Genomic DNA, 17,122 nt, shown 5'->3' with positions numbered 1-17,122 from the left:
GAAGCGTAAAATGCGTATCGTCATTTCGAGCGGAGTGCAACGAATTCAAGAAAACTATGTTAAAAGATTTCCCCATTTCGCTATGCTTCAGTCGAAATGACGATTTTTCGGAATTAACCAAAATTGATAAAAAATGAACTTCAAAGATTTAACAAACAAAGCGTTAATTTCTGATCAGGATATTGACTGGGAAGATTTAGGTGCCGGAGTTAAGCGCAAAATTATGGCTTACGATAATGCTTTGATGCTGGTTAAAGTAGCGTTTGAAAAAGATGCAATTGGCACCATTCATAATCACCCACACCTACAAATGAGCTACGTAGCAAAAGGAAGCTTTGAGGTTACAATGGGTGATGATAAAAAAGTTCTTAATGAGGGTGATGTATTTTTTGCGCCAACCATGGTATTTCACGGCGTTATTTGTTTGGAGGCAGGACTGTTAATTGACATTTTTAATCCTCACCGTGAGGATTTCTTAAAATAGTTTTACTACCGGAAACAGCTTCTGACTTCAAAGTTAATTTTTCAATTTTTCTAGAATGTTAACTTATCATCAGGTTTTTTTAAATAAAGAGAGGGTTAAAGAAATTAAATACCTAACCTTTAATTGCTGATGTTGCCACTAACTAAACTTCTACATTTTAAAGCAACATTCTTTAACCACTCTCTTTTAAAATTATAAACGATTAACCTTCCCGTTTTTCACTTCCAGTTTTGCGCTGAAAACCATATTCGGATCTAGCCTTTTGGTAATGGTTTCGGTAATTGTTTTAGCCGTACGATTTACTTTCCCATTAAAAACAACCTTTCCATTATACAGAACTTTAATTGCTTTATCGAGGTTGACCAATTTATCGTTTAAATAAATAAAAAGCCTCTCATAATCATTATGTTCAATGTTTATCGTATTCTCTTTTACAGAAACTGTTGCTGAATTTCCCGTCTTCAAACCCACTGAATCGGTACTGAGCCAATAAAAATCGGTTTCGTGCCGATCATCCTGAACCCAATTTATTTTTTTGGGCAATGGATTTCTGGTAAATTTCGCCATCCAATCCAAAGCAATGGTATCTTTTCTATTCATCCAATGTGGCAAACCCTCATAAACTGTTGTAGAATGGGTATATCCTGCAGTATCTAACATTTTTAAGCTATCCAATTTTTCTCCCCATGCCTTCACAAGTTTATTTCTGTTATAAGCAGCATCAGCACCACCAACAAAAGCAGTAAAGGGCAAATTTCTTAATGGCAAGGCAGAGGCATCACCTGGGTGCCCAGCCATCATTGCGGCAGCAGCCCAGCGATCTGCCATTCTTGGAGCCAACTGAAACACGCCATCGCCTCCTGCAGAATAGCCCATAATGTAAACCTTATTCGGATTTACACCTAAAAAAATTACCGCTCTTTTTATTATCGAATCGAGCATGTTATCTATATGATCTTCGTGCCATAGATTCCAGGTATTGGTTGGTGCTCGTGGCACGAGATAAACCCCTTCTGCCGGAGTATACAAAAAGTGTTGATTTTGCCACTGCTGATCATTTACATCTGGAGCAGCATTACCCCCTCCATGTAAAGAAATAAACAAACTTCTGCCAGTTTCAGGTTTCTTTCCAAAGATTTTATAATCATATTTCATAACCAAATCCTTATACAAAACCACATTGGTTTTCCAACTGTCTCCAACTTGGAGCTTGTACAGATTTATTTCTCTTGCAAGTTCTGATTGAGCAAAATTGTCGGCATCACTCCTACTTAACTTTTGCGCAAAAGCAAGTTGGATGAAATTGAAACTGATTAGCCCAATTAATAGGAATTCTTTTTTAAAGCACATAATTTACCAAGTTTTTAAGCCTTTTTTCATTTTATTCAATGTCTCAAGATAGCTGGCATTATTAGATTTTCCAGCTAAAGCCACTGCTTTATTTTCCATAACCAAGGCTTCTTTTTTCTTTCCAAGTTTATACAGAATATTTGCGTAAGTATCCATATAAACCGGATTATCGCCACCTTTAAATGAAGCTTTACTCCAATCAGCAGCCTGAGTTAAATATTTTACATCCGTACAGTTTTTAAATACGTCCCAAGCTAAATTGTTAAGCGTTTCTGGTGAGGCCATGTCGCCATAACTTTTCATATAATCTACCGCAGCATCTGCAAAATTTTTCCAATCAGCGGTGTTACTATAATAACGGATTCTACAAGAAATAACCATCTTATCTACATATTGGGCCATTGCTGGATACTTTGCAATAGCATTCGCTTTTACGGTAGCCCAATCAGTTTTACTGCGGGAAACAAATGCCTTCGAGTTTACCTCTTCTTCTTCAATAATTGGTTTCAAAATATTTGCGGCCGTTTCCGGACCCATTACCGAATCAACCTTGGCCATATTGTTATAAAAGAATTTAAAACCGTTATCTGCGCCACTTCTCGTGAAATATGAAATCAATTGAATGTTATCTTTCGTAAACATTGTTTTTTGGGTTGCAATATATTCTGAGGTTAAACGAACAGCCGCTGTATCATTTCCTTCTTTAAGCATGGCAATTGCCATATTTCTCAATACAGAAGGGTCTCTCTCGCCTTCATTATATTTTTTAGCAACAGTATAATACTGTTTCGAAGGGTCAATAGCATCGCTGGCTAAGGCAACAAACTCATCAGCAGTAGATGATGCACCAACCATTCTGTGTACTGCTTCTCCATCGCTATTCATAAACAAGAAGGTTGGAAAAGCTTTGATTTCATATTTCTTTTGAATATCAGCGGCAACAGCATGCCAGGCTTTTACCTCGCTATTATCTTTTGCCGTAGTATCAAACTGAAGTTTAACACTAATAAAATTTTTATTAAAAAATGTTCCGGCCTTTTCTTGCGGAAATACGGTGTTGCTCATCATTTTGCACGGGCCACACCATGTGGCATAACAGTCAATAAATATTAATTTGTTTTCTGCCTTGGCCTTTGCTTTTACCTGCTCCCAGGTTAATCCATGTTCGAAATGAATGCCCTTATCTTGCGCTTTAACCAAGAACGGCAAAATGAATAATAATAAAATGCTTAATTTTCTCATGTGTGTTTGTGTTACAATATTGATTTAATTTTTGATAGTCTTTTGGATAAGTTCAGCAACATATTTTAGGTGTAATTTTGAACTTTCATTCGAAGTTCGTGAAATTGATAAGTTGATTTCACCAAGCAACACCTGCAGGTGTGCTTTCACTATAGAGGATAAATCACTTGCATCTCTCGAGTTTCCCAGCATCCCGTTTAAGGCGATGATGTAATTTTTCTGAAGATTTCTTCTATAAATTGAAATTGGCTTATTTGTGATTAATTCACTCCAGATACCATTTTTTAAATCGCTTAATAATTCTGTTGCCGTGTAGGCCTCGTCGCCAAGAGCAGCCTCAGACCTGAACGTGAGGTTAAGATTGTTGTTAACCAACTTATTAAAAGTTATTTTTTGGATGTTTCCGATAACAGAAAGCGGGTTATCAGCGGTTCTGGACAACACCTCTTTGTTTAAAAGCCAGTAAGGAGTTTCAAACAGCTGTTTATTTAAGAAAAGCACGGCTTGTTTTTGAATGCTTTTTGGTACGTATTGCAGAATTGCTGCTGAATCGCCTGCAATACGAGGTGTTTTATAAATGCCACCGATATTTTTCAACACATGACCAATATAGTTGCTGTACTGACCATAAGGCGCTCCATTAGGCGTATAGCCTATAATTTCATGGTACATCATACTTAAATTAGCGTAGCCTTGTCCGGGTTCTTTGGTCCATTCGATAAGATTTGGAACAACTCTCTTTAAATTGGCTATACCGTATTCGCCGGCTTTCATTGCATTATCCCCTAAATCTTCCATTTGTGCCCTAGGGTCATTTTCGTTAGAATCATCACCATTTAAGTATAGTAAGCTTGGATTTTTCAGCCTTTCCGTCGTCAGTTGTGTTAAATAAACTTGTTCTTCAGGAGCAGTTTTAAATTGAGGTAATAATCTATAACCCCATTCAATAGCCCATTTGTCGTAATCGCCGATTCTTGGAAAAAGATCTTTTCCTGTAATTCCGTCTTCAGGTTGTGCCACATAATTAAAACGGGAATAGTCCATCAATGATGGCGTATGTCCGTGTGCTTCAATCCACTTTTTATCGCGAAGTTTTTCTACCGGAACAGTTGAACTGGCACCCATATTGTGCAACAAACCTAATGTGTGCCCAATTTCGTGAGACAAAATAATTCTGATCAGCTGTCCCATTAATTCATCATCATAATGGGTTGTACGGGCTTTCGGATCATTAGCCGATGCCTGAATGAAATAAGTATCATGGATGAGTTTCATAATTCCATGATGCCAGTTGATGTGGCTTTCTAAAATCTCTCCGCTTCGTGGATCGTAAATATTTGGCGCATTGGCTTCGCCAATGGCCGATGCTTTATAAATTATAGCAGAGTGCGCCGCATCTTCTAAACGCCACGAACTATCTTCTTCTTTTGTCGGTGCCAACCTGGCATAAATAGCATTTTTGAAACCCGCCTTTTCTAACACGGGTTGCCAATCTTTAACACCATCCATAAGATAAGGAATCCATTTTTTTGGTGTACTCGGGTCGATATAGAATACAATAGGTTGTTTTGGTTCTACCAATTCTCCTTTTAAATATTTTTCCCAATCTTCGGCTTTAGGCTCTAAACGACGTCGCTTTATCAATTTTATTTCTTTAGTTCCGTTTTCATCATAAATGAGCGAACTTGTATTGAAATAGCCAATGCGCTCATCAAAATAGCGTGGCTGCATCGGTTTTTCAGGCAACAGTAAAATAGATGTATTTACCTCAGTATCGCCGCTTCCTCCTTTTCTCAGCGCAGAAATCTCAATGTTATCTCTAAAAGCATTTATCGAAGTGAGTGAACTGGCCTCCTCTGAAAACAAATCGCTTTTAATAATAAAATCCGTAACATCTATTAAACTCGAATGTAGTTCCTTTCCCAATGCCTTGATATCGAAGGTTGCCTTAACAGGCATTAAATTCGACTTGCTAAGGGAGGCAAATATTTGGGAGGTACTATCAGCAGGATTTATTGTATAACTGGGATTATAAAGTACAATCTTATTATCTTTTGTTTTATTGAATCTTATAACCTGCTGTGGCGCAAGCTGATCGCCTGCAAAGGTCGAACTGTTTGCATAAGTTTTAACTATACGGTTGACCAAAACCATTTCTCTACCCAGCATACTATCGGGTATTTCAAAATAGTATTCTTTATTTTGATGATAAACCTTAAAAAAACCATTGCTCACCGTTGCATTTGGTGCAATTACCTTATTAAAAGGCATTACATTTGCAGATTTTTCTTGTTGGCCTAAGGTCTGCAAATTTGCAAGTAAGACTACCATCAGCAAAGCTGATGATAGTCTGGTTTTGATTGTGTTGTTTTTTTTGAGCGCGTATTTAATGATTTCTGAATAGGTTATCTTCTGCATAGAAGTTTAAGTTGCGGGAAAATTTATGTGGTTCGTTAAGGTATACATGGCTGATTAGTATCGGTAATTTATATTTTTGACCTTGCCAAAGTTTTCATATTTGCTGTTAAAAGTAACTTCTCCGGTGGCTTCTATATCGAAGGTATAGACAGTCCCTTTACTACCGTTATATGTTGCTACTGCTACAGATTCGCTATTTTTTGTCTGTAAGGCAGTTATATCTTCACCAGATGGAAAAGTATAGGCAATTGTAGAGCTATTGCTCAGCACATCATATTGATAAAGAATATTGCCTACTGCATAATAGATCTGATTACGGGCAGGGGCATAAGCAAACCCAGCACTTAAATACATATTGGGGCTATTCTCTATTGCTTTGTATAGTGTTGGTTTGTTTCCGCCCTCCATTCCATATAGGTAACAAGAATTGTCTGTGTTATCTTTAAAAATTGCCAGAAGTGTAGAATAATAGCTAGGTCCCATGCTACCAATACTCATCAATTCATGATTTGAATTTATATTAACAGGATCGAAAGCAGTGTACGACGCATCAAAAGCTCTATCTGGTGTTACAAAAGTTGTACTTCCATAACTATCCCTCAAAAAACGACGATTCAAATTATCAAACAAAACACCACTACCAGCATACGATTTAAATTGCTGAGGTGCTAAACTATACCCAGCACCGTCATAAGCTCTATATTCATCTCCAAATTTGATAGATCCTGCCGAAGTATTCATATAATAAAGTTTGCCATTGTTAATTAGGCTTAAATTATTGCCTAAATTTTGTTGCATAAATTCTGGCTTAATAACCGAAGGTTTAGTATAAAACAGCGAAGAAAAGTTGGAAAGTATTTTAAAATTTCCATTGTCGATTAAGTAACCCTCATTATCATAAATTACTGCCGAAAGAGAAACTTCTGGATTTGATCCTTCGGGCACATAAAAGGAATAAGCATGGTGTGCTGATAATGGCAACGTTATCCCTGTGTTTACTTTTGAGAATAATTTATAATAGGCTGCCTTTTGATTATCGTTAACAAAATTAAGATCTGATGATGAACCAGATTGATCCAAAATAATCCATCCTGTTTGGAAATTGGTTGAAACCAAAAGTTTAATTAATTTGTGATAGACAACCCCTGTTTCAAGGTTTGTAATTCTATAGTTTAAGGTATAGTAATTTCTTTTTGCCTTAAAATCGATTGTACTAATATCAAGATTACGTGTTTTAGCCAGCACTTGGTAAGTAGAATCAGCAACTGTTTTTCCAGCTACAGCCAATGTCCATTCGAAACTCAGACTACTTTCGTTTGCAGCTACTCGCTGTTCAAGTTCTGGAGTGATCTTTAGTTGATCACCTTGAGAAACTTCGATTGTATCGGCACTTTTAATGGCTACATCATTAGAGATTTTATAATCATAGTTTCCTTTATCTTTATAGCAGGAATTTAGCAATAATACCGAAAGACATATTATCACTAGCATAAATCCATTTATATTGAATCTTTTATTGAAGTTATTTATAATTGATTTCATATTAATATCTTTTTAATCTAGTTTAAACCAATATTGATTAGACTAGACATTTGAACTTATAATTTTGAATAGGTTAGAAGGAAATCTCATTACCATTTTCATCTGTAAGGTGGTTGTTTGGATGGTTATTATTGTACTCATCCAGCGCATTGTTTAACCTTGTTTTATAGATTGTTATATTTCCTAAATCTATTGATGTATCTGGGTTTGTACCAATATAAACATGTAAAACATCAACCATAAACTGATATTTAACGGTACTAAAAGCGTTAAAATGAATTATAAATGGTGCCCAATAAGGTGGTTCTATCAGTTTATTGCTAATGTTGATTTTATAAGTATCACCTGTATAATATTTAGCATCATAGGACAGGGAATTTCCAATCATAAGACCTGGAAAATCTGCATTAGGCTCTAGCTTTAGCATCAATTTGAGTGTATTATCCCCTAAGTCGGCGGTACGATAAACTTCGACACCTAATTTGTTAGCTACGAAAGATCCAGCCGGTACAACATAATTTAATAGTTTGTAATTTTTCCCAGCAATAGCGGTTGTTCCACTGTCAATTACTTTTATATTAATTACTCGGTCATGATCTGCAACATTTCCAACAATTCGTACTTGAGGCAACCAAATGGTATCTTTTACAATTGTTGGATCTCCCAAAAAGTAAAAAGAATAATTTTTAATAAAATGGTAAATAAGTGGGTCAAGATTACTTGTACTCTCTATCCGTGGTACAAGAAAATAAGCTGCATTTTCATAAGAAGCTGGAGGTATATCATTTTTCTTTTTACATGATGAAAAAAGGGTTAGTGAAACCGTTAAGGCAAATAGCATAATTGCAATTTTCCTATATATAGAATTTGAATATTTCATTTTGATACATTTAATTGATTAGCGGTTACCATTAAGAATTTCTAGGTCAGGTAATGGAAATACATAAACCCCAGCGGTAGAGATTTTATTTATATTATCATTATCAACCATTTCATTAAGATTTAGCCTTTTATAATAATAAAACAGCTGACCTTCGCAATAAAATTCCTTTTGATACTCTTTAAATATCTCGTTTTTAAGGTCTTCAGCATTTAAATCTAAAGCTAACGGCTTTAAGCCTCTGTTTTTTCTAACCGTATTTAAGTACGCTACTCCTTCTGCAGTGGTGCTGGCCTCTGCGGCGATATAGTACATTTCAGGCAATCTAATTAGTGGAACCAAGGCTTTCTCTTTTGCGCCATCTTGCCAGAATTTTGCCGGAAAAACGTCGTTTGTATATAGTCGCCACAAGTAATTATACCTATAGTCAGTACTTCCGCCAGTAGTTGTTTCATATATTCGTTCTACGGCTTGTTCTGATTGCCCAGACTTATCGATGCTATTGCTTAAAGCTGAACCACTTGTAGCTCCATTAAAGTAAAACGAAATTTGAGTGGTCGTTCCGAAATCAACCTTATTTAAAGAAAAGATTTGTTCTGGGGTAAAGGTGTAATCAACAGTTGATCCAAGGTTCAACTCAGGTTCGGTAACGAACCTTAGCTTACTATATGCAATTACATTTTTTGCATGTAAAAGTGCGTTTGCCTTATCGCCTCGGTATAGATACACCCGAGCAAGGGTTGCCTCAACGGCTAGATAATTGAAGTGACATTTTCTATTATTTAACCAAGCGTTATCAGATGAGCTGCTTTTAAGGTCATCTCCTTTTAACAAGATGGCCGCTGCATTTAAATCTTTAATTACACTATCTGTTATTTGTTTTACTGTTAATAAAGGGTTAACTACTTTTGCCGAAAAGTTTGATACATACGGAATACTTGGTTTATCTGCCCCTGTTAAATAAGGCTGGCCGAACATTCGTACCAAATCAAAATGCATGTAAGCTCGTAGGCCTAGCGCTTCGCCTTTGATTAAATTGTAATTATTGGCTAAAAAAACATCACGTTTGGCATCAATGTTTGCCAAAACGTTATTTGTATTAGCAATTGCGTTGTACATATTTTCCCAAACATCTGATATAATACCTTTTATATGATCATCTTTATAATCCCCTGGGTTATCGTATATGTGAGAATATTCGGAATTATAGAGTGGGTAACCATGTATGTCGTACCTTCGAGCAATAACATCCATAAAGCTCATGGTTAACTTATCACCATACAGCTGGGTTGACGTCATTTTATAATAAACACCTGCAGTAGCATCTTTAAAACCCTGCTCATTACTAAACATATCGCTTTCTACTACATTGGTTTTAGATTTTACGTCTAAAAATTTCTTGCAACCTGAAAATATAAAGCTTGCAAGAATGATCATTATCAATATTTTTTTCATAATATTCTCCTTTTATAAATGAAGGGTTATGTTAAATGCAAATGTGCGGTTAAGTGGGTATGAGGTACCACGTTCCTTTTCCTGACTGAATAAACTAAAGGCATTGTTCATATAAAATTTTACATCAATCATATCTGATTTCACCTTATTTTTCATGCTACTATTTACCTTTTCAATTACCTTATTACTGAATTTGGTAATGTATTTAGATAGTAAAGCACCTGGATCAATAGATAAACCTGTTAGTTCTACAGCTGCATTTTTACGAACAAATCTCGATGTAATTACTTTTTGCACATCAGTACGATGATAGCCATCTATAGTTGTTAAACCTTTGTAATCAGCAACATCACCCGGGTTTTGCCAACGCCCATCAAGTGCCCTACGATCAACATTGTAATTAACATCAGCACTTTCCAGTTTATCAGATAGCGTAGTATTATACTGTACACCGCCCAAAACAACATTGAGTCCAAAATTTAGCTTTAGCCATTTATACTGAAAGTGGTTATTAAAAGTAATGTTGAATTTTGGTTGCAAGTCACCAAGCGCTACTTGATCAAGAACATTCCAAATGTAGGTTTGCTTACCATCTTTGGTCAAGAATATTTCGTAGCCGTTACTAGGATCGATACCCAAAGAACGAACCGCATATAGAGTACTTATACTAGCGCCCTCTTGATATTGTAGAAATGGGGCAGAAGATTTTTGCTGAGCCAAACTATCGGTAACAACCTTATTTTGATTACGTAGCACATCGGTTATTTCCAACAAAGTATTTTTGTTGTGATACCAGCTGGTAGAAACATTCCAAAATAATTGTTTCTCATAATTTTTAAGTATTGATGCACTTAAACTAATATCATAGCCCGTATTTTTAGTTTTACCTAAGTTGTTTTGAAAGCTCGTAAAACCCGATGATGGTACAGCAGGGTTTGCCATAATCAAATCATCGGTAATCTCATTATAATAGTTAAAGTTAACCATTAAGCGATTATTGAATAAAGCCAGATCGGCCCCTAAGTTTAGTTTCTTAGTTCGTTGCCACTTTAAATCTGGATTACCTGCTGCGATTAGGCTAGCGGGAATAAACTCGAGATATTGTCCCGAAGTATTGTATTGATATGTTGTTGTAGATGCAAAACTATCAAAGTTAACAGAGCCAGTGAAACCGTAAGTACCACGCAATTTTAATTGGTTTATCACCTTTGGAAGTTTAAAAAATTTCTCTTTGTGCACATTCCAGCCAGCACCTACCGACCATAACTTACCGAAACGATTATCTGCTCCAAATACTGATGATCCATCAATACGAAAAGATCCATCAACTAAATATCGATTGTCAAAAGCATAACTGGTATTGCCATAAAACCCAACCGTACGGTTTAATTGATAACTACCACTAGGTTTATCGCCATTGTATTTTAGCGCAAAAAGAATATCATCTAATTTATCGCTAGCAAAACCTTTTGTTTTAACCTCTAATGATTCGCCACTACTTTCTTGTATATTCGTTCCGAAAGTTGCATAAACAGTATGCATCCCCATAACTTTTCCATAATTCGCATTAAAGCTGGCTTGCGTACTTCGGTCTGAACCAGTAGTTCTATCGTAAGTTCCTTTATCAGAGAAATTACCAGTTGAAAAAAATTGTGATGCGGCACTTGGTAAAAACTTGTTAATTTCTGTGTTGGAGTTTTGAATGGAAAAAGTTCCATTAAATTTAATTTCAGGTGTTAAGGCATACTCCGCATATACATTATGCCCCATGCTAACCATTTTATTATTATCAATGGTGTTTAAGGTAGTGTTCCAAAGTGGATTAATCTCACTTGGGGTGTAACCATCTAAAGCAACTGGGTTACCATTGATATCGTTAACAATATAATTATCAACGAATTTAGAAATCTGACCATTTGCCCCGGTTTTAGTCCAATATGGATTTAACCTAGAATATTGACTAAAATCACCATAAGGGGAATTGTTCCCTTTTGTTGATCCTAAGGAAAACTGGTATTGAAAGCTTAAGCCCTTATATTTGTAACGCATATTCAGGTTTCCAGCCAGATTGTTTCTGTTAGAACCAATCATAACCCCACCATTTTTATTGTAATTAACGTTAACCTGATAGACGAACCGTTCAGAGCCAGCACTTAAACTTATGCTGTGCGCCTGATTAAATTCCGGCTGTAAAGGCTGAGATAACCAATACGTATTTACTCCGTTTTGGATATTTCGAAGCTTTAAGTTATATAAATTTGTTAAGCGGTTTTGCTCTGAAAAATTTGCACTTTTATATAATCCTGCAATTCGCTCATAATTTAGCTTTTCTTCAGCATTCATTAAGTTGAAACTGGTTAGATCTGGCAGATTAAGCGTTAAATTAGCATTGTACATTACATCCAATTCTCCCGGTTTTGGTTGCTTGGTTTCAATAACCATAACACCATTAGCGGATTTTGAACCATAAATTGCCGTTGCTGCGGCATCTTTTAACAAAGTGATTTTAGCAATCCTGTTAATATCCATATCATACACCTTTTGCAAAGTCGATTCGAAACCATCTATTATAATCAATGGTGGATTACTGATGTACCCATATTCATTCTGTAAATCTGTTTGTGCTATACTATTGCTTCCACGCAATTGAACTCTTGGAATTACATTTGGGTTTGATCCGTTTATATCATCAGTAGGCATTTGAAAAGATGCATCCAATGTTTTTAATGCGGTTAGAATACTTGTTGGACTTATTTCCCTCAACTGATCGCCCGTAAAACTCGAAGCAGAACCAGTAAAATTCGCTTTAGGTCTGCTAAAAATACCGTTAACAACCACATCTTGCATTGTATTGTCCGATTCCTTTATCGATACATTCGCAATCACGGAGTTTTTGTTTACCTCTACTTCAATTTGCTTTTTATCAAAGCCGATGTAGCTGATAATGATTGTATATTTACCATAAGGAACGGAACTAAAATTATAGGAACCATCTTTTCTAGTCGCTGTTGCCATTTTTAAACTGGGTATAGCCACATTAACACCTTCTACGGGTTGTTTCTTATCATCTTTAACTATACCCTGAATAAATCCAAAAGTAGATTTTCCTGCATTTTTTGTTTCAGGCTTTTGGTCTGTTCTTTTTATAACAAAAGTTCCGTCTTGGATTTCGTATTCAAAAGGTTGCCCTTCAAAGCATTTACTTAGCACCTGGCTTACGGTTGCGCCATTAACATTTATGCTTACGGGTTTGGCTCCCGAAAACATGGCCTCATTGTAAACCACAGATACTTTGGTTTGCTTTGAAATTTCTTTGATTACCTTTTGCAAAGAAACATTCTGCATTTTAAGTGTAACCGTTTGAGTTTGTGCCTGGGCACAGACAAGGAGCCAAGGGAAGAGCAGGAAACACATCGTTAATTTAAAAACCTTAAACATCTTTTTTATCGATGTATTTGATCTCGACGGTTTACAGCAATTTACATTTTCATTAACATTGAGTAATTTTAACTGCATAGTTTGATAGTTTGGTTGGTTATAGTTGAATAAATAGTTTAAAAAAATGGCAATAGTTATTCATCAACCGGAAATCAACTTCTTGAAAACCGTTGCAGGATGTGCTAAACAGAATAGGGGGGATTTTTTTAAGGGTTAACGATCAATCTTTTTTCTTCAAGCCTAAATTTTATACCGTTGGTTTCTAATAATTTTAATACTTTGGATAGTGGCAGATTTTTACTGATTCGGCCACCAAATTCTTCTGAGCCAATAGCGCCTTTAAACTCAACATCAATATTATACCATCGCCCAATCTGCCTCATAATGGTGGGTAAATCTGTGTTGCTAAATTCGAAAAATCCAATTTTCCAAGCCATGATCTGGTCTACATCTACATTGCTCTTAACCAACATACTCAATCCATTTTTTAACAACTGAACCTGTTCTCCGGGTTTTATTAATTTAAATTGATGAGATTGAAGTTCCTCAACTTTTACATGGCCTTCTAAAAGGGTTGTTTTGGTACTTGCCTCATCTGAATAAGCATTAACATTAAAATGAGTACCCAGAACCTCAATAACCGAATGGCTTACAATAACCTTAAAAGGCATTGCTTTATTTTTGGCTACTTCAAAATAAGCTTCGCCGGTTATTTCTACTACTCTATCTTTCCCTTTAAAACTTGTAGGATATTTTATTGATGAGGCTGAGTTTAGCCAAACCTGTGTGCCATCGGGTAAACTCAATTGATATTGACCTCCTTTTGGTGTACTTAAAGAGTTGAATACCACTTCCTTATTTGCATCGTTTAAATTATTGTAAGCAATATGGCCATCATTAAGTTTATTAATTTCTCCATTTCCTTGCTGAGCCAATTTTCCGTTGCTAGCACTGTCCAAAACTACCTGTGTTCCGTTTGATAGGGTAAGAACAGCTTTATTACCACCTGGCTGTATATCTTTTGCTAAATTATTTGTAGATAAAGATGTTCTTGATTTAGTGGCAACTAAAAAATACAGACCTATAGATAATGTGATTATAATGCAGGCTGCTGAAACGTATTTAAACCAAGGCTGATTAAAAATCTTAATCCGAACAGGAGTTTCTGTTTTAAGCCTATTATTGATCTGCTCTTTTATTTTTGAAGCAATTCTTGCTTTCAAAGCGAACTCATCTATAGCAAATTGTTTATCAATAACGATTTCGTTTTCGTCATTAAAGTGATTATACCAATCTGCAAATTCTTGTTCCTCGTTAGATGTAATGCTCCCGTCAAGCCACTTTTTGGCAAGCATTTCTAAACGTTTATTGTATGGTTTTTCCTGCATAAAAAAATAGTGTATTGTGGCTCTTTAATATATAGCCAATTGAAATCGAGGTTTCCGTGACAAGGAATGAAAATATTTTTTAAAAAAAATGGAAATTAAAATATTTAGACGATAAAATCTGACCAGATTCTATATAAAAAAGGAAAATAAAATTGTTTTCAATCCTGATTTAAGTCTTTTTATAGCTCTTCTTAGATGAGTCTCTACTGTATTTTGCGAAATACCCATCTTTTCAGCTATCTGTTTTTGTGATAATCCGTGTTCGCGACTTAGAACAAACACCATTTGACCTTTTTCAGGCAAAGATTTTACGAGTTTTGATAACCGATCTTGTAATTCTTTTAATTGAAGAAAGTCCTCTGTACTATTATCCGTTTCAGATAAATCAGATGAAGAAGCATAACTTTGATAACGTTTCTGTTTTGCCAAAAAATTAATTACCTCGTATTTAACAGCTACAGCCAAGTAGGCACTTAAAGATGTTTGTATAAGGAGTGTTTCATGGTTATTCCACAAGCGAAGCATGATATCTTACACCAAATCTTCGGCTTCGCCAGCATCGCCGAGCCTATTGGTTGCTGTAACAAAGAGCTTATCCCAAAACCGATCGTAAATTTCATCAAAGGCTTGCCTTTCTCCTCTTTGCAAAAGAGCAATCAATTCCTCATCACTATACGATTTATAAGAAGTCATTATCAACGCAGTAATCAATTGCTAAGTTAATTAAAACATAACAAAAAAATTACGTCGTGATGTAGGAAAGCAATTCGGATTATAATTATTCAAAGGTAAAGCGTACATTTTTATAACCCAATCCTTCTATTATTGGTTTCAAAACAGTTGTAGCATTGGTTTTAGTCTGATTTAAAATGCTCGATTTTTTTACCTCATCGTTTACTTGCCTTTCGGCAGCTTTGTAGGCTTCGTCTACCAAACCAGCTTCACGAAAGAATGCCATTTTAGTATCGTACACACGTGAGTTTTTATGATCTATTTTTACATAGCAGATTTCTGGCTGTGGTAAATTTACTACAGCTGTATCCGCATCTATGTCTATATCCTCGTGGGTTATTTTTGTTAAATCTATACAGCCAACAGCTTCTGCTTTAACAATTAACAAAACGCTTGCCTCAGGCAAAAAATCGGTTTTGGTTTTGTGTTCCAAAACATCGCTAATTTGATAACGAACCAGCTCTAATTTACCTATGGCTTCTATTTTCTCTACCAAAAGCTGATGTTTACTTTCTACAGAAGTATTAATGCTAAACTTTTTTGAGATAAATAAATAGCTTGCAATTATTAAAATTAGCCAGGGTAATACTCTAAAAATGATTCTCATAGCGAGGGAATTAATTCAAATTTCAATATTGTGTAATGTGGAATAAACAAATATTAATCCATACTGTGTTGATCAGAATTTTTGGCAGTTGTTTTGTATTATGCAAAGCACACACACAAATTAAACACTAATCACATGAAAAAGCTAACATTTTTACTCCTTTGCATCACCACAATTGGTCTGGTGTCGTGCAAAAAAGACACTATCGTTCAAAGTGCACAAAACATTGTTATCGTTAGAGATGTAACTCCTAATCAATGGGTTTTGAGCACCAATGGACAAACCTATTCTGCTGACTTAGCCATTTCTGCTATTGATGCTTATCACGTAGATAACGAAGGTACATTGGTTTACATTTCTTATAACAACGGAGCAAGCTATATTCAGTTGCCATTTGTTTATAATGTAGATGCTTATAGTTATGAAGTTTATCCTGGTGGTTTATCTATCGATATTCAGAGCTCAGATTTACAAAACAGGGCACCTGTTAGGCCAACTTCGTCTGTACGCGTTAAAGTTGTATTAATTGCAACAGATTAATTTTACTTAAAATTCTAAAAAACGACTGATGTTCAACTGAACGGAGTCGTTTTTTTTATGCACGCCTTTATTCAATTGTAAAGCCCGTACACTCACGCCATTTCTTTCCAACAAAAGTTCATCGTAAAAGCCTTTGTAATAAACATCTTTTACCTCATAACGCCTACTGTTCCAGCTGTTGCTCATTTCTGCCCATTCGGGATAGAAAACTACAAATTCCTTATAGGTTTTAAGGCCAAGTTTTTCGGCATCTAACCTTGGTAAAACAACAGCGTTACCCAAAATCTGTGCAGTATAAATGTGCTTTGGATTTTGATAAATATCTGACGGCTTTCCTGTTTGAAGGAGTTTTCCTTCTTTAATTATTAGCAGTTGATCTGCTAGAAATAAGCCGTCTGCCGGATCGTGAGAAACCAGAATTACGGTGACTCCAGTTTCTGAAGCAACGCGTTTAATGTCGGCACGGAGCTGGTTTTTCAACAAAGCATCAACCTGACTAAATGGTTCATCCAAGAGCAAAACTTTAGTATCTGCTACCATGGCTTTTGCAATGGCAACACGCTGTTGCTCACCTCCACTCAGTTCGATTATTTTTTTATTTTGTAAAGGCAAAATCCTTAAATGCTCCATAATCTGAAGCGTTTTCTCGGCTTTTGTTTTAAGATCTGTATTCGATAATTGTGAGGCAATATTATCGTAAACCTTGGCGTAAATGTTCAATGAAAAATCCTGCGTAACCATTTTCATTTGTTTATGCCCAGGGATCAATTGTTCATCAGGGCCTTTAACTTTTTCGTTTTCAAAAAAGATTTCGCCTTCATCGGTTTTCAACAAACCATAAATAGATTTTAACAAGGTAGATTTTCCGCTTCCGCTTTCGCCAATTATGGCAACAACATCTCCCCTGTTGATTTCGAAACTAATATCTTTAACGCCTCCAGCCTGTTCTGCCTGATATTGTTTGGTTAAATTTTTTACACTGATTATGGTATCGCTCACACGGTAAATATAAAGTTTAAAGAAGAAAGACTAAAATGGAAAGCAAA

The 17,122-nt window shown here is 35.6% G+C and carries 14 protein-coding genes; 2 read left to right on the top strand and 12 right to left on the bottom strand.

Annotated elements, in window-relative coordinates; translation table 11 throughout:
* Positions 1-133 precede the first annotated feature (133 nt).
* Entirely contained in the window at positions 134-484 is a 351-nt protein-coding gene (locus DF947_RS16370) for a cupin domain-containing protein (RefSeq protein WP_109931134.1), read from the top strand.
* 192 nt (positions 485-676) lie between these two features.
* On the opposite strand, the gene DF947_RS16365 is transcribed toward DF947_RS16370, so the two are convergent.
* The 11 genes from DF947_RS16365 to DF947_RS16320 all read right to left on the bottom strand — a co-directional run bounded on the left by DF947_RS16365 (position 677) and on the right by DF947_RS16320 (position 15,536).
* On the bottom strand, positions 677-1,834 hold the full coding sequence (locus DF947_RS16365; RefSeq protein WP_109931133.1) for an alpha/beta hydrolase family protein: 1,158 nt from the start codon (positions 1,832-1,834) through the stop codon (positions 677-679).
* Between the two features lie 3 nt (positions 1,835-1,837).
* On the bottom strand, positions 1,838-3,076 hold the full coding sequence (locus DF947_RS16360) for a thioredoxin family protein (RefSeq protein WP_109931132.1): 1,239 nt from the start codon (positions 3,074-3,076) through the stop codon (positions 1,838-1,840).
* A gap of 24 nt (positions 3,077-3,100) precedes the next feature.
* Entirely contained in the window at positions 3,101-5,494 is a 2,394-nt protein-coding gene (locus DF947_RS16355; protein WP_109931131.1) for a zinc-dependent metalloprotease, read from the bottom strand.
* A 54-nt stretch (positions 5,495-5,548) separates the two neighbouring features.
* Positions 5,549-7,036 carry a PKD-like family lipoprotein gene (locus DF947_RS16350; protein ID WP_109931130.1) on the bottom strand — a complete coding sequence of 496 codons (1,488 nt, stop codon included), beginning with the start codon at positions 7,034-7,036 and terminating at the stop codon, positions 5,549-5,551.
* A gap of 73 nt (positions 7,037-7,109) precedes the next feature.
* Entirely contained in the window at positions 7,110-7,916 is an 807-nt protein-coding gene (locus DF947_RS16345; protein WP_109931129.1) for a DUF4843 domain-containing protein, read from the bottom strand.
* A gap of 18 nt (positions 7,917-7,934) precedes the next feature.
* Positions 7,935-9,371: a RagB/SusD family nutrient uptake outer membrane protein gene (locus DF947_RS16340; RefSeq protein ID WP_109931128.1), complete on the bottom strand. Its 1,437-nt coding sequence runs from the start codon at positions 9,369-9,371 to the stop codon at positions 7,935-7,937.
* A 12-nt stretch (positions 9,372-9,383) separates the two neighbouring features.
* Positions 9,384-12,887: a SusC/RagA family TonB-linked outer membrane protein gene (locus tag DF947_RS16335; RefSeq protein ID WP_109931127.1), complete on the bottom strand. Its 3,504-nt coding sequence runs from the start codon at positions 12,885-12,887 to the stop codon at positions 9,384-9,386.
* 128 nt (positions 12,888-13,015) lie between these two features.
* Positions 13,016-14,197, bottom strand: coding sequence for a FecR family protein (locus DF947_RS16330; protein ID WP_109931126.1), 1,182 nt, complete (start codon positions 14,195-14,197; stop codon positions 13,016-13,018).
* Positions 14,198-14,326: 129 nt separating this feature from the next.
* The gene (locus tag DF947_RS16325; RefSeq protein WP_109931125.1) at positions 14,327-14,722 is read right to left on the bottom strand and encodes a sigma-70 family RNA polymerase sigma factor; all 396 of its coding nucleotides are present in this window, start codon (positions 14,720-14,722) and stop codon (positions 14,327-14,329) included.
* A 6-nt stretch (positions 14,723-14,728) separates the two neighbouring features.
* The gene (locus DF947_RS22300) at positions 14,729-14,890 is read right to left on the bottom strand and encodes an RNA polymerase sigma factor (protein ID WP_158526285.1); all 162 of its coding nucleotides are present in this window, start codon (positions 14,888-14,890) and stop codon (positions 14,729-14,731) included.
* Positions 14,891-14,975: 85 nt separating this feature from the next.
* Complete coding sequence (locus tag DF947_RS16320) at positions 14,976-15,536, bottom strand: DUF4230 domain-containing protein (protein ID WP_109931124.1); 561 nt, start codon at positions 15,534-15,536, stop codon at positions 14,976-14,978.
* A gap of 135 nt (positions 15,537-15,671) precedes the next feature.
* Here DF947_RS16320 and DF947_RS16315 point away from each other — a divergent pair, with 135 nt between their 5' ends.
* Entirely contained in the window at positions 15,672-16,076 is a 405-nt protein-coding gene (locus DF947_RS16315) for a hypothetical protein (RefSeq protein ID WP_109931123.1), read from the top strand.
* 6 nt (positions 16,077-16,082) lie between these two features.
* Here the strand turns inward: DF947_RS16315 and DF947_RS16310 are convergent, their stop codons facing one another.
* On the bottom strand, positions 16,083-17,075 hold the full coding sequence (locus DF947_RS16310) for an ABC transporter ATP-binding protein (protein ID WP_109931122.1): 993 nt from the start codon (positions 17,073-17,075) through the stop codon (positions 16,083-16,085).
* Positions 17,076-17,122: the final 47 nt, after the last annotated feature.

The sequence above is a fragment of the Pedobacter paludis genome (genome assembly GCF_003173575.1).
Taxonomy (GTDB): Bacteria; Bacteroidota; Bacteroidia; order Sphingobacteriales; family Sphingobacteriaceae; genus Pedobacter; species Pedobacter paludis.
This window is presented reverse-complemented; position numbering and strand designations above follow the sequence as displayed.

Bases quoted from the DNA above. Each gene is read 5' to 3' on its own strand.
- DF947_RS16370 (WP_109931134.1), top strand. From the start codon at position 134: ATGAACTTCAAAGATTTAACAAACAAAGCGTTAATTTCTGATCAGGAT.
- DF947_RS16365 (WP_109931133.1), bottom strand. From the start codon at position 1,834: ATGTGCTTTAAAAAAGAATTCCTATTAATTGGGCTAATCAGTTTCAAT.
- DF947_RS16360 (WP_109931132.1), bottom strand. From the start codon at position 3,076: ATGAGAAAATTAAGCATTTTATTATTATTCATTTTGCCGTTCTTGGTT.
- DF947_RS16355 (WP_109931131.1), bottom strand. From the start codon at position 5,494: ATGCAGAAGATAACCTATTCAGAAATCATTAAATACGCGCTCAAAAAA.
- DF947_RS16350 (WP_109931130.1), bottom strand. From the start codon at position 7,036: ATGAAATCAATTATAAATAACTTCAATAAAAGATTCAATATAAATGGA.
- DF947_RS16345 (WP_109931129.1), bottom strand. From the start codon at position 7,916: ATGAAATATTCAAATTCTATATATAGGAAAATTGCAATTATGCTATTT.
- DF947_RS16340 (WP_109931128.1), bottom strand. From the start codon at position 9,371: ATGAAAAAAATATTGATAATGATCATTCTTGCAAGCTTTATATTTTCA.
- DF947_RS16335 (WP_109931127.1), bottom strand. From the start codon at position 12,887: ATGCAGTTAAAATTACTCAATGTTAATGAAAATGTAAATTGCTGTAAA.
- DF947_RS16330 (WP_109931126.1), bottom strand. From the start codon at position 14,197: ATGCAGGAAAAACCATACAATAAACGTTTAGAAATGCTTGCCAAAAAG.
- DF947_RS16325 (WP_109931125.1), bottom strand. From the start codon at position 14,722: ATGCTTCGCTTGTGGAATAACCATGAAACACTCCTTATACAAACATCT.
- DF947_RS22300 (WP_158526285.1), bottom strand. From the start codon at position 14,890: ATGACTTCTTATAAATCGTATAGTGATGAGGAATTGATTGCTCTTTTG.
- DF947_RS16320 (WP_109931124.1), bottom strand. From the start codon at position 15,536: ATGAGAATCATTTTTAGAGTATTACCCTGGCTAATTTTAATAATTGCA.
- DF947_RS16315 (WP_109931123.1), top strand. From the start codon at position 15,672: ATGAAAAAGCTAACATTTTTACTCCTTTGCATCACCACAATTGGTCTG.